This is a genomic window from Stakelama marina (assembly GCF_018122655.1).
Taxonomy (GTDB): Bacteria; Pseudomonadota; Alphaproteobacteria; order Sphingomonadales; family Sphingomonadaceae; genus Sphingomonas; species Sphingomonas marina.
This window is the reverse complement of the sequence record NZ_JAGRQC010000004.1, coordinates 119,591-132,121: the sequence shown is the minus strand read 5'-3', so window position 1 is coordinate 132,121 and position 12,531 is coordinate 119,591. Positions and strand designations below refer to the sequence as shown.

Below are 12,531 nucleotides of genomic sequence, written 5' to 3'. Positions count from 1 at the left end.
GGCAGTGCAACAATCGGGGCGCAACGGGAGCATCTTTTCACGAACCGGGGGAATTTCATGCGCAATGTCGCACCCATGGCGCTCGGCGCCATCCTGTTGCTTACCGTCTCTCCCGCCGCGCTGGCACAAAGCAATGGTCAGAACGACACCGGCGCTGCCGAAAACACGGCGGCATCGGACACCGATATCGTCGTCACGGCGCAAAAGCTGGAACAACGCGCGGTCGACGTGCCGATCTCGATCACCGCGGTAACCGGCGATCGCATGGACCAGCTGGGCGTTTCCGATCTGGACGAGCTTTCCAACTATGTTCCGGGGCTCAACATCCAGGAACAATCGGCCAACAACCCCGGCATCGTCATTCGCGGCATCACGTCGGACAGCGGATCGGCGCAACAGGCCGCGCGCGTCACGCTTTATTACAACGGCGTCGACATTTCGCGGTCGCGCGGTTCGTACCAGGATCTTTATGACATCGACCGGGTGGAGGTCATCAAGGGACCGCAGGCGACGCTGTTCGGCACGGCATCGGCGGTCGGCGCGATCAGCATCATTTCCAAGCGGCCCGAGCCCGGTTTTTCGGGATCGCTGACGATCGGCGACGGCAATTACGACTATCGCCTGCTGCGCGGGTTCGTGAACGCCGGTTCGGACGTCGTCGCCGGGCGCTTCGCCTTCGCGTACAAAAAGCGCGACGGTTATGTGAAGAACCTCGCCCCGAACCAGGGCGATCTCTACGCGCAGGACCAGCTCGGCATGCGCGGTTCGTTGCGCTTGACGCCCAGCGACGCGCTGACCGTCGACCTGATCGGCACCTATGACCGGCAGCGCAATTCGGGCACACCCTTCATCTCGGGAAGCCTGCCGACCACCGCCGGCCCGGCCGCCCCGCTGAGCAACGTCGCGTGGCTCGGCGGATCACCCTATTCGGAAAGCGTTCTCGGCTCGGCCAATCTCGGCCTGCACCGCGATGTGTACGACGCCAACCTGACCGCGAGGTGGGATCTTTCGGACGATTGGACGCTGACGCTGGTCAACGGCTATCGCCGGTTCCTGTCGAACGAGGTGTTCGACGCGGACGGCAGCCGCGCTTGGTATCTGGAATTCGCCGAAGACGCCAAGGGCTGGCAGGCGAGCCAGGAAACGCGCTTCGCCTATACCTCCGACCGGTTTCGCGGTTCGTTCGGGCTGAACGTCTTCCACGAACAGGGCTTCCAGCGCGTCCCCTTCTCGACCGAAGAGGGGACCTATCTGCAATGTACGCTCAACATCATTCCCGGGCTGGGCTGCGTCGCGCCCGACGGCACCGTGTCGGCGGCGCAGGCGACCGCGCTTGCGACCGGCGGTGCGGCGACCGCGATACCCTATTCCTCGGTGTTCCAGAATGACGGCAAGAACGACAGCTATTCGGTTTTCGCCGACGGCACCTGGATTCCGACGCCGCGGCTCGAGCTGACGGCGGGCGTGCGCGCGCTGATCGAACAGCGCATCAGCGGCTATTCGGCGACTCAGCCCAATGCCGTGCTCGCGGGCGTACCGCTGTTGCCGATCGTCGATACCGCGGGACAGACCTTTCACGCGCGGCGCAGCTATCAGGCGTTTCTGCCGCGTTTCAACGCGCTCTATCACCTGAACGACGACATCAACGTCTATGCGACGATTTCGAAGGGCCGCCGTTCGCCGACGGTCAAACTGAACTCGGCCAGGGGGGTCGCGGGGCCGGTCGCCAATGTGCAGGACATCCCCGAAGAAACCGTCTGGAACTACGAAGCCGGGCTGAAGGGCAAGGCGGGCATCGTCTCGGGCTCGCTCGCCGTCTATTACGAAACCTACAGCGCGTTCCAGGTGACGGTGATCGACAATGCCGGTGCCGCGCGAACGGAAAGCGCCGGCTCGGCGAAGAATCTTGGTGTCGAGGCCGAGCTGTTCGTCCGGCCGACACGCTGGATCAACCTGTTCGGCAATATCGGTTATATCGGCGGCGGCATCGACAACAATCCGAAGTTCGGCGCCTATGCCGGCGATCAGTTCCGGCTCCAGCCCAAAGTGCAGGCATCGGGCGGTTTCACGTTCGACATGCCGATGGGCGACGGAGCCAGCATATTCGCGACGCCCAGCATCACCTATCGCAGCAAGATCTATTTCGAGCTGCCCAATACCGAGCTGATAAGCCAGGACCCGGTGACGCTGGTGAATATCCGCGGCGGCGTTCGCTTCGCCGATGGCCGCTACGAAGCGGCGGCGTTCGCACGCAACCTGACCAACCGGCACTATCTGCTCGACGCGGGCAATACCGGCGGCGGTTTCGGATATCCGACCTTCATTCCCGCCGAACCGCGCTTCTACGGCGTGGAACTGACGGCAAACTTCTGACCGGCCCTGCCCCTGGGGCCGACACTGACGGGGCGGTCCGCACGGACCGCCTCTCTTTTTGTGTATCGAAGGCAGTAGTCGCACCATCGGGTGGCGAGCGGCGCGGGCGCGCACCATATCTTGTGTCCGGGCGTCGCAACCCCAAGAATTTATTTTCGTTCTGCGCCTGTTCCCTTGCGCTCGCGACAACCCTAGGAAGGTCCACGCGTCGCTGCGTCGCACGGTCCATGAGACGAGTCATTTTAGCGACGAACCGAGTCCCTGAAATGTCATTTACGGCCTTGCGTCGCGACGCGATTAGGCACAATCTATAGTGGTTGTTTGCGGGGGCAAACCCTATCGCTGGTAGAACAGTGACCGCGACCCCATATCGCGGAATGCCCCTTTTTGCGCCTGTCAACGGGCGCACGATCACTTTTTGTTCTCGCGTCGGATGCGCGGGATGGTAGCATCGGGGTTCGCTTCCCCGAGTCGATTAAACAGAGGACGGGGCCAGTCATGGATTTCAGGGATACACAGGACGAACGCGTGACCGACCAGAGCACCGACACCGCCGAAACCGCAGCGCCGGAAGCCAAGGCCGAAGCCAAGCCTGAGAAGCTCGATTCGAAGTCGGTGCGGCCCCAGCTCTACCCGATCGAGGTCGATCATTCTCGCGACGCGCTGCTGACCGAATTCGGCAAGGAAACGCTGAAGGACCGCTATCTGCTGCCCGGCGAGGATTATCAGGATATCTTCGTCCGCGTCGCATCGGCCTATGCCGATGATGCCGAACATGCGCAGCGGCTCTACGATTATATCTCGAAGCTGTGGTTCATGCCCGCCACGCCCGTTCTGTCGAACGGCGGCACCGGTCGCGGCCTGCCGATCTCCTGCTATCTCAACTCGGTGCCCGACAGCCTCGACGGCATTGTCGGCACCTGGAACGAGAATGTCTGGCTCGCCTCGCGCGGCGGCGGCATCGGCACCTATTGGGGCAATGTCCGCGGCATCGGCGAGCCGGTCGGACTCAACGGCAAGACCAGCGGCATCATCCCCTTCGTCCGGGTGATGGATTCGCTGACGCTGGCGATCAGCCAGGGCAGTCTGCGCCGCGGTTCGGCGGCGTGCTATCTCGACGTCAGCCACCCGGAAATCGAGGAGTTCCTCGAAATCCGCAAACCCTCGGGCGACTTCAACCGCAAGGCGCTCAACCTCCACCACGGCGTGCTCCTGACCGACGAGTTCATGGAGTGCGTGCGCGAGGGCGGCGAGTGGACGCTGCGCAGCCCCAAGGACGGGTCGGAGCGCGGCAGCGTCAACGCGCGTGCTCTGTTCCAGAAGCTGGTCGAGACGCGGCTGGCGACCGGCGAGCCGTACATCGTCTTCGCCGACCATGTGAACAACAACATGCCCAAGCATCACCGCGAGCTGGGGCTGAAGGTCTCGACCTCGAACCTGTGCAGCGAGATCACGCTGCCGACCGGGTTCGACCATCTCGGCAACGACCGCACCGCGGTATGCTGCCTGTCCTCGCTCAACCTCGAAACCTGGGACGAATGGTCGAAGGACAAGACGTTCATCGAGGACGTGATGCGCTTCCTCGACAATGTGCTGAGCGACTATATCGAGCGCGCGCCCGACGAGATGGCGCGGGCCAAGTACAGCGCGATGCGCGAGCGTTCGGTCGGCCTCGGCGTCATGGGCTTCCACAGCTTCCTGCAGGCGCGCGGGCTTCCCTTCGAGGGCGCGATGGCGAAGAGCTGGAACCTCAAGATCTTCAAGCACGTCAACGCCGCGGTGAACGAGGCGTCGATGCAGCTCGCGGTCGAGCGCGGCCCCTGCCCCGACGCGGCCGATGTCGGCGTGATGGAGCGGTTCAGCTGCAAGATGGCGATCGCACCGACCGCGTCGATCTCGATCATCTGCGGCGGCACCAGCGCCTGCATCGAGCCGATCCCGGCGAACATCTACACGCACAAGACGCTCTCGGGCAGCTTCGTCGTGAAGAACCCGTTCCTCGAAAAGCTGCTCGACAAGAAATCGAAGAATGCCGACAGCGTATGGAACTCGATCCTCGAAAAGGGCGGTTCGGTGCAGCATCTCGACTTCCTGAGCCAGGAAGAAAAGGACTGCTACAAGACCAGCTTCGAGATCGACCAGCGCTGGGTGCTCGAACTCGCCGGCGACCGCGCGCCGTTCATCGATCAGGCGCAGTCGCTGAACCTGTTCATCCCGGCCGATTGCGACAAGTGGGACCTGTTGATGCTCCACTTCCGCGCGTGGGAACTGGGCATCAAGTCGCTCTATTACCTCCGCTCGAAGAGCGTGCAGCGCGCGGGCTTCGCAGGGGGTGTCGAGGCGGACAACACGTCCAAACTCGCCAAGTACGAGCTGCCGAGCACCGACTATGACGAATGCCTCGCCTGCCAGTGAGATGAGCAGCGGCGCAGCTCTTCTTTCCTCCTCTCCCCTCGTGGGAGAGGAAGGGGCCCGCGTCGCGAAGCGGCGTGGGAAGATGAGGGGCAATGCCGACGGGCTGACCAAGCGTCAGCTTCTGCCATCGGGTGCCGTGAGCCGTGCGCGCGAACTGCGCCGCAACTCCACCGACGCGGAGAAGAAGCTTTGGCGCGCGTTGCGGGAAGCATTGCCCGGCCCGAAATTTCGTCGGCAGGTGCCGCTCGGACCCTATTTCGCCGACTTCTGCTCGCATGCTGAAAAGCTGGTGATCGAAGTCGATGGCGGCCAGCATGCTGATACGGTCGAATATGATGCGGCATGCACCCGATTCATCGAGAGCGAAGGCAATCGCGTGCTGCGGTTCTGGAACAACGACGTGCTGGCGAATCCGGACGGCGTGGTCGCCGTGGTCGGCCAGCATCTGAACGGGCGGAACATATGATGCTCGCCCCCCTCACCCTTCCGCAGCCTTTCGGCTGCTCCTTCCCTCTCCCACCAGGGGAGAGGGAAGGGCCTTGCTCACTCCGCCTCTTCGAACATGTCCTGCGCGTTCTGCGCGGTCGCGGACAGGCGCAGCGTGTCGCCTTCGACCTCGGCGACGAGGCCGGCGGGGATGTAATGGTGCTTCGCGCCCTGCCCGTCCTTGGTCGCGGGACTGTCGGACTTGGTCAGCTTGATGCGGTCGCCCTCGACATGATCGACGGTGCCGAGGTGAACACCGTCGGCACCGATGACGTTCATATGCTCCTTGATCTGGCTGGTATCGGCCATGGAAATCCTCCTTTGTCGCTAGCAGGGGAAGAACGCGCGAAGCCGGCAAACGATGCGTGGGAGATCGCGGCATGAAGCAGTTTCGCACCCTCCTCCCCGTCCCCGCGCTCGCGGCGCTCAGCGCCTGCGCGCATCAGGTCGCGAGCAGCGTCGAGCCGCAGGCGCCGGGCTTTCTGCTCGGGCTGTGGCACGGCTTCATCTTTCCCGTCGCCTGGGTGCTGAGCCTGTTCGTGCCCGACATCGCGATCTACGCGGTACCCAATAATGGCGGCTGGTACGATTTCGGCTATTTCATCGGCATCGTCTTCCTGGGCGTTGGCGCGCGCAAGAGCCATGTCGTATACAAGACACGCGTGATCCGCCGATGAGCCTCGCGGTCGCCATCATGTTCGCGGTAGCGGGCGCGGCCGGTCTGCTCGGCCTCGCGCTGCTCGTCCAACTCCGCCAGCCGCTGACCGAAGCGCGCACCTATGCGTACCGCATGGTCGCGGTGATGGCGCTGGCGCTCGCCGCCGTGCTCGCGCTGTCGGCGGGCGCGATGTGGCAGTGGAACGGCGAGATCGCGGCGGGAGGTGCGCCGTGACGCACCGTCCCGCACACCCCAAATCCTTTTCAGTTTCCAAACCGGAGTAGTCCCATGTCCCTTCTCGAAGCCCGCAAGCAGTACAAGCCCTTCGAATATCCCTGGGCCTATGACTTCTGGAAGCGCCAGCAGCAGATCCACTGGATGCCCGAGGAAGTGCCGCTGGGCGAGGATTGCCGCGACTGGGCGCAGAAGCTCACCAACCACGAGCGCAACCTGCTTACCCAGATCTTCCGCTTCTTCACGCAGGCCGATGTCGAGGTGCAGGACTGCTACCACGACAAATATGGCCGCGTGTTCAAGCCGACCGAGATCAAGATGATGCTCACCGCCTTTTCCAACATGGAAACGGTGCACATCGCCGCATACTCGCACCTGCTCGACACGATCGGCATGCCCGAAAGCGAATATGGCGCCTTCCTCGAATATGCCGAGATGAAGGATAAGCACGACTATCTGCAGCGCTTTGGCGTCGATTCGGACGAGGACATCGCCAAGACGCTGGCGATGTTCGGCGGCTTTACCGAGGGGCTTCAGCTCTTCGCCAGCTTCGCGATGCTGATGAACTTCCCGCGCTTCAACAAGATGAAGGGCATGGGCCAGATCGTCAGCTGGTCGGTGCGCGACGAAAGCCTGCACTGCGAAGGCATCATCAAGCTGTTCCACGCCTTCTGCGCCGAACGCGACTGCCTGACCAAATCGGTCAAAGACGAGATTATCGACACCTGCCAGACGACCGTTCGGCTGGAGGATGCGTTCATCGATCTCGCCTTCGAAATGGGCCCCGTGCCGGGCATGACGCCCAAGGAGATCAAGAAATATATCCGCTACATCGCCGACTGGCGGCTGGGCCAGCTCGGCCTCAAGCCGATCTACCTGATCGACGAGCACCCCCTGCCCTGGCTCGCGCCGCTCCTCAACGGCGTCGAGCACGCCAACTTCTTCGAAACCCGCGCGACCGAATATTCGAAGGCCGCGACGAAGGGCAACTGGAACGAGGTCTGGGACAGCTTCGAAAAGCGCCAAAAGGCCAAGGCCGACAAGCCCGAAGCCGAGGAAGACAGCGGCGCGGACATGTTCTCGGAAGACGGGGTCGCGGCGGAGTGAGGCGACCGAGCGTTTACAAAAAACGTTCGGACACGATCTGATCTTCCGGCAAACCAGCCGCTAGAGGGCGCAAGCTTAGGCTGTGCGGTCGAGGGGGATGGCCGGTGGATCGGGGCGGGTTCGTGTACATCATGACGAACGGGCCGAGCGGGACGCTGTATATCGGCGTCACCGCCGATCCGGCCGCGCGCATCCATCAGCATCGCAGCGGCACCGGCCCCGCCTTCTGCCGCGAGCACGGCCCCACCCGCCTCGTCCATCTCGAGCCGCATCCGACGATCGCGGAAGCCATCGCCCGCGAAAGGGCGCTCAAGCGCTGGAAACGCGGCTGGAAGCTCAACCTGATCGGCCGTCAGAATCCCGACTGGCGCAACCTGTGGGACGACCTCAACGCCTGACCCATCGCGTCGCCCCTGCGCAGGCAGGGGCCTATCGCTGGTGCGGGCAGCCAGGGCGGGTGCGGCGATCGCCCCCGCTCGGGGCAATGCGCATCGCAGCGGCACGGATCGGCGGGATCGGAACGGGCACTTCGAACCGCCAACCGCCTGCTACACGGCTACAGACATGGGCCCCAGCCTGCGCAGGGGCGACGGGCTTACCAGGCCAGATCGCGATTGCCTTCGAAGCCCAGCCGGGTGATGCCGGCGCGCTTGATGCCCGCCAGCACCTGATCGAAGCGTTCGTAGCGCGCCTCCGGATCGGTCTTCAGCACCAGCAGCGCCTGTGGGTCGTCCGCGATCGCCGGCAACCGCGTCGCCAGCGCGGCATCGCTGAGCGCGGCGCCGTCGAGCCTCATCGCGCCGCCGCGGTCGATGGCGAGCAGATGGCGGACCGGGTCGCTCGCCGGGGCGGGCTGCGGCAGGTTGACCGGCACCTCGTGCATCGCGGCGGGGACGGCGAGGATGAACATCACGAGCAGGACCAGCATGACGTCGATCAGCGGCGTGGTGTTGATGCCTTGGATCGGTTGCAGATCGGCCGCCGGAGCGGTGGTGGCGAAACGGCGCATTGGCACTCTCCTCGCTATGGTGATGTGATACCATCACAAATGCGCATCGCTGGCAAGTATGGGCCGCGCACGGACGCATGCGACCTGCGCTTCCGCACCCAGAATAACTGGCCCTTCCCACCTCGCGACTACCACGACGCGAGTCGATAGCGGCAGGCCCGGTGGCATTGTACCGATCCGACATTGAAGAGCCGCTTTGGCACGACACGGCGCAATATTCGCTCGCTTCGCACCTTCGCTTTGGGGCCGCATGGCCGCCGGGCCTATTATCGCGGGTGAGGGTTCGGGACAGTCGATCCCTCACCATGAACAGCGACGCGAGACTACCCTGAAAAGGAATCGCGGAGTCCTGCGCCGTTCATTTGCTCTCGAAAAGGAAATGGCGATGAATATGCTCAAGAGCGCCGCGCTCGCGGCGGGCTTTGCTTGCGTGCTTCCGGTCGGCATGGCGAGCGGACAGGATAGCTCCCAGATGGTCGTGACGGCGCAACCCGAGGTAACGCAATGGGCCGCTGCCACGTCGCGCGAACTCGAACGGCATCTATACTATCCCCGAACGCTGTTCGGCCGCGAACCCGACCAGGGCATCGTCACCGTCCACTTTCTGTGCAGCGAGGACGGGCGGCCGGCAAATGCCGTGATTGCCCGGTCGTCGAAAAATGCCGCGCTCGATCGGGCGGCAGTCCGAGCGGTCGAGCGTATCCGCACGCTACATCCGCTGCCGCGCGGGGCGACGCCGCAACAGCGCTTTTCTGCGGTAATCCTGTTCGCGAACAGCGAGGAAGGCCGGGACCGGCAGTTGCGCAAGCTACAACGCGATGGCGACCGCGCCAATCGCGACTGGGCTTCGCGTGCAGCGCGGTCGGGCGAGCAGGTGACAGCGATGGTCGGTCTGGTCCCGGCCGGCTGATGGGGGCTGGTTCCCGGGGCGGCCGCGGTTCGCCGCGCCGCCCCGGGCGTCACGCGATCAGTCCTCGCTGTCGAGCATCTCCACCGTCAGCTGGTCGTTGGTATAGACGCACACATCGGCGGCGATCTTCATCGCCTTCCGGCACAGCGTCTCGGCATCGTTTTCATATTCGACCAGCGCGCGCGCGGCGGCGAGCGCATAGTTGCCGCCGGAACCAATCGCCGCAATCCCGCCTTCGGGTTCCAGCACGTCGCCATTGCCCGTCACGACCAGCGTGATGTTCTTGTCGGCGACGATCAGCATCGCCTCAAGATTGCGCAGGTATTTGTCGGTGCGCCAGTCCTTGGCGAGTTCTACGGCGGCGCGCAGTAACTGGCCCTGATGCCGCTCCAGCTTGCCCTCCAGCCGCTCGAACAGCGTGAAGGCGTCGGCGGTGGCACCCGCGAACCCGGCGATCACGTCGCCGTCGCCCAGCGGGCGAACCTTCCTGGCATTGGGCTTCATGATGGTCTGGCCGGCGGTGACCTGGCCGTCGCCGGCGATCACCACTTTGCCCCCGGTGCGCACGGAAAGAATGGTCGTGCCGTGCCACGATGTCGTCTTGCTCATCCCCGCCATATGGGCGGTGGCGCGGGGGGATGAAACCCCCGCACCCGATCTCCGGCGTGCGCTATTTCTCGACGCCCTTGACCTTCCCCCATTGCCGCGCGGCGGTATAGCCCAGATAGCCGGTGCCGAAGAGCGCGTAGAGCGGCTCGGGAATACCCGCCAGATAGGCGTTCATGCCGTGCGCGATCGCCTGCGCCGTGTCGGGCTGAACCGCGGCGATAAGCCCCATCGGGATCGCCCAGAGGAGCAGCGCGTACATGACGTAGAGAAAGCTCGGCCGTGCGCGGCTGGTCCACGGATCGGCCGAATTCGCCTCGGCGACGATCGCCGACATCTGCGTCTTCAGCGCCTCCATCTCCTGCCCGCCCTGCAGCTTCAGCAGCTCGAGCTTTGCCGCGTCGCGCGCTTTCGGATCGGGGATGATTTTGTCGATCAGTCCCGCGATCGGCCCGATGATATCGCCCAGCAATCCCATGTCTCCACCCCTTGAAGCCATCATCTATCCAATACGGTTCGCAAGCCAGCCATATAGGAACGCTTCGTTGGCCGGACGTCGTTCGGCCAGGCGCAGATAGCGGGCGCCTTGAAGCGCATCGACCGCCTTGACCAGCACCTGCTCGCCACAGCTTCCGCGCGTGGCCAGAAACTCGTCGAGCGCGGCGAGCGTGTTCGGTCCCACCCGGCCATCGACCGCGATATCGGCATAATCGCGCGCACCGCGATTGAGCGCGTTGAGCGCGCGTTGCACGAAGCTCACCGCCACTGCCGGCCCCATATTCACCCCGGTATCGAACAGCTCCTCGGCCAGCCGGGGCGCATGCGCCGCGACGGCATCCAGGTGCGGTGCCTCCCAATAGCGACGACGGTAGATTTCGACTGCCGTCGCGCGCGGCAGACGCCGCATATCGCCCGAATAACCCTCGGCACGCGCAACCGCTTCGCTGATCCCCCAGCGCGTCCGGCCACCCGCATCGCTGGCGTCATCTACGAAACCGCCCTCTCGTTCGATTACGTCGTCGATCAGCCTGTCCACAGCCATAGCGCCCTCCCCATGATTCGCGCTATAACCATATTGGTTCGTTGTAGGAAAGGGGATTTGGCCCATACCCGGCAGATCGCTGCGAACATTTCCCACCCGGGCATAACGCCGCCAGCTCTTCGGCAGCCGCCGAAACGCAAGATACGGCTTGGAAGATGAGCGAAAGTTGGAAGTGAGCGACCAGCTCAGTCGGACTCGCGGTCGCGCCTTTTATCGTCCTCGTCGCGCTGGTCCGCAGCCTTGCCCGCCGCCCTGGCGATACGACCGGCCGATGTCGAAGCGGCGTCGGGGGTGAACGAGTTCGCCGCGCCGTCCGGCCCGTCGACCAGCACCTCGCCCTTTTCGGCCTGCGCGTTTAGAGGCTTATCGCTCGGCTTTCGCGTGGACATATCCAACTCCGGCTGTAGAAGACTGAAACGGGGAAGCTAATTGAAACGTTCCATCGGGGCGGGAGCATGATCACAACGGATTTCTTGCGCACGCACCGCACGCCGGTGCTGACAGCCGACGATCGGTCTATTCTCGAAAACGCGGTCGGCAGGACGCTGAAGATGTCCGCGCGGCAGATTATCGTGCGCGAAGGCGTGCCGCTGAAACAATGTACGCTGCTGCTCGACGGATTCATTCACCGCTTCAAGGACACCTCGGACGGGCGGCGGCAGATTCTCGCCTTTCATGTGCCGGGTGATTTCGTCGATCTGCACAGCTATCCGCTCAAGCATCTCGAACATTCGGTCGCGGCATCGACCGATGTCGAAATCGCGATCTTTCCGCACGAGGCGATACGCGACATCACCGCGAAATCGCCAACCCTGACCGAACTGCTCTGGAAATCGACACTGGTCGATGCCGCGATCAACCGCGAATGGCTGGTATCGGTCGGCGCGCGCAGCGCGGCGGTCCGCATCGCGCATCTGCTATGCGAACTGCAACTTCGGCTCGAAAGGATCGAACGGGCGGATGCCGGCGGCTTTGCGCTACCGATGACCCAGATCGACCTTGCCGACGCGGTCGGACTGACGCCGGTTCACACCAACCGGATGCTGCGTGAGCTTCGCGAACGCAAGCTGGCCGATTTCCGCGAGCAATATGTGCGGGTTCATGATCGCGAGGGCTTGTGCGCGTTCGCCGATTTCGATCCGAGCTATCTGTATCTCGACTAGGTTCAGCCGAACCCCTTTTCACCATCGCGCGGTGCGCAGCGGATCAGGCGCGACGTCTCGACAGCCGCCTGGCGGTGGACGACGGCACGGCGATATTCCTCGTCGGTGACCATTTCCAGGAATGCGGCAGCGCTCGGATAATGGGCGACAAAGGCCGCATCCCACATCTCCTCGGCCGGACCAATCAGCATCACCTCGGGCTTTCCCGACCACGCGATCGTGCCACCGACACGCGCGAATACCGGACCGCTGGCGCGCGAATAGTTTCGATAGGCATCCGCCCCCGAAAGCTCTTGCCCTGCACATTCATGGTCCGCCGGATAGTCCGCCCGGTCACGATAACGGATCAGGTTTATCATCGCGATCGGCGTATCGCGCGGCAGTTGCTTGAACGCTTCGAACGCCTCGCGCTCGGGATCGACATGTCGCTGCGTCATCGCTTCCTCTCCCCTGATATTTCGCGCCCACGGTGACCGAAGCCGCGCCCTTGCGCAACCGCATGGTTGATACGGACCGCCATGCCCCCAA

General features: G+C 63.8%; 16 protein-coding genes. 9 read left to right on the top strand and 7 right to left on the bottom strand.

Translation table 11 applies throughout. The annotated features are described in order from the left end of the window. Positions 1-57: 57 nt before the first annotated feature. The 3 genes from J7S20_RS13250 (at position 58) to J7S20_RS13240 (ending at position 5,254) form a co-directional block, all read left to right on the top strand. Positions 58-2,373 (top strand): TonB-dependent receptor, encoded by a 2,316-nt coding sequence (locus tag J7S20_RS13250; RefSeq protein WP_284054725.1) that lies wholly within the window; start codon positions 58-60, stop codon positions 2,371-2,373. A gap of 498 nt (positions 2,374-2,871) precedes the next feature. Further along, on the top strand, positions 2,872-4,788 hold the full coding sequence (locus J7S20_RS13245) for a ribonucleoside-diphosphate reductase subunit alpha (RefSeq protein WP_284054724.1): 1,917 nt from the start codon (positions 2,872-2,874) through the stop codon (positions 4,786-4,788). Continuing rightward, positions 4,763-5,254, top strand: a complete 492-nt coding sequence (locus J7S20_RS13240; protein ID WP_347709238.1) for an endonuclease domain-containing protein — start codon at positions 4,763-4,765, stop codon at positions 5,252-5,254. The genes J7S20_RS13245 and J7S20_RS13240 overlap by 26 nt, the downstream gene beginning before the upstream one ends. A gap of 77 nt (positions 5,255-5,331) precedes the next feature. Here the strand turns inward: J7S20_RS13240 and J7S20_RS13235 are convergent, their stop codons facing one another. Beyond that, positions 5,332-5,583 (bottom strand): DUF2171 domain-containing protein, encoded by a 252-nt coding sequence (locus J7S20_RS13235; protein WP_284054723.1) that lies wholly within the window; start codon positions 5,581-5,583, stop codon positions 5,332-5,334. Between the two features lie 71 nt (positions 5,584-5,654). Here J7S20_RS13235 and J7S20_RS13230 point away from each other — a divergent pair, with 71 nt between their 5' ends. The 4 genes from J7S20_RS13230 to J7S20_RS13215 all read left to right on the top strand — a co-directional run bounded on the left by J7S20_RS13230 (position 5,655) and on the right by J7S20_RS13215 (position 7,671). Next, a complete protein-coding gene (locus tag J7S20_RS13230; protein WP_284054722.1) occupies positions 5,655-5,951 on the top strand; it encodes a hypothetical protein in 297 nt (98 codons plus the stop codon). After that, entirely contained in the window at positions 5,948-6,166 is a 219-nt protein-coding gene (locus J7S20_RS13225) for a hypothetical protein (protein ID WP_284054721.1), read from the top strand. Before J7S20_RS13230 ends, J7S20_RS13225 begins: the two co-directional genes overlap by 4 nt. Before the next feature lie 54 nt (positions 6,167-6,220). After that, positions 6,221-7,273, top strand: a complete 1,053-nt coding sequence (locus tag J7S20_RS13220; RefSeq protein WP_284054720.1) for a ribonucleotide-diphosphate reductase subunit beta — start codon at positions 6,221-6,223, stop codon at positions 7,271-7,273. A gap of 104 nt (positions 7,274-7,377) precedes the next feature. After that, a complete protein-coding gene (locus J7S20_RS13215; protein WP_284054719.1) occupies positions 7,378-7,671 on the top strand; it encodes a GIY-YIG nuclease family protein in 294 nt (97 codons plus the stop codon). A 197-nt stretch (positions 7,672-7,868) separates the two neighbouring features. Here the strand turns inward: J7S20_RS13215 and J7S20_RS13210 are convergent, their stop codons facing one another. After that, complete coding sequence (locus J7S20_RS13210; RefSeq protein ID WP_284054718.1) at positions 7,869-8,282, bottom strand: ExbD/TolR family protein; 414 nt, start codon at positions 8,280-8,282, stop codon at positions 7,869-7,871. A gap of 385 nt (positions 8,283-8,667) precedes the next feature. Between J7S20_RS13210 and J7S20_RS13205 the strand changes: the two genes are divergently transcribed. After that, positions 8,668-9,192, top strand: a complete 525-nt coding sequence (locus J7S20_RS13205; protein ID WP_284054717.1) for an energy transducer TonB family protein — start codon at positions 8,668-8,670, stop codon at positions 9,190-9,192. A gap of 57 nt (positions 9,193-9,249) precedes the next feature. Here J7S20_RS13205 and hslV read toward each other — a convergent pair whose 3' ends face one another. The 4 genes from hslV to J7S20_RS13185 all read right to left on the bottom strand — a co-directional run bounded on the left by hslV (position 9,250) and on the right by J7S20_RS13185 (position 11,229). After that, complete coding sequence (gene hslV, locus J7S20_RS13200) at positions 9,250-9,801, bottom strand: ATP-dependent protease subunit HslV (RefSeq protein ID WP_284054716.1); 552 nt, start codon at positions 9,799-9,801, stop codon at positions 9,250-9,252. Between the two features lie 61 nt (positions 9,802-9,862). Further along, a complete protein-coding gene (locus J7S20_RS13195; protein ID WP_284054715.1) occupies positions 9,863-10,276 on the bottom strand; it encodes a holin family protein in 414 nt (137 codons plus the stop codon). A 24-nt stretch (positions 10,277-10,300) separates the two neighbouring features. Next, positions 10,301-10,840 carry a glycoside hydrolase family 108 protein gene (locus J7S20_RS13190; RefSeq protein ID WP_284054714.1) on the bottom strand — a complete coding sequence of 180 codons (540 nt, stop codon included), beginning with the start codon at positions 10,838-10,840 and terminating at the stop codon, positions 10,301-10,303. 185 nt (positions 10,841-11,025) lie between these two features. Then, positions 11,026-11,229 (bottom strand): hypothetical protein, encoded by a 204-nt coding sequence (locus tag J7S20_RS13185; protein WP_284054713.1) that lies wholly within the window; start codon positions 11,227-11,229, stop codon positions 11,026-11,028. Between the two features lie 66 nt (positions 11,230-11,295). Between J7S20_RS13185 and J7S20_RS13180 the strand changes: the two genes are divergently transcribed. Further along, positions 11,296-12,003, top strand: a complete 708-nt coding sequence (locus J7S20_RS13180) for a Crp/Fnr family transcriptional regulator (protein ID WP_284054712.1) — start codon at positions 11,296-11,298, stop codon at positions 12,001-12,003. Between the two features lie 2 nt (positions 12,004-12,005). On the opposite strand, the gene J7S20_RS13175 is transcribed toward J7S20_RS13180, so the two are convergent. Continuing rightward, a complete protein-coding gene (locus tag J7S20_RS13175; RefSeq protein ID WP_284054711.1) occupies positions 12,006-12,440 on the bottom strand; it encodes a DUF1330 domain-containing protein in 435 nt (144 codons plus the stop codon). Between the last annotated feature and the right edge of the window lie 91 nt (positions 12,441-12,531).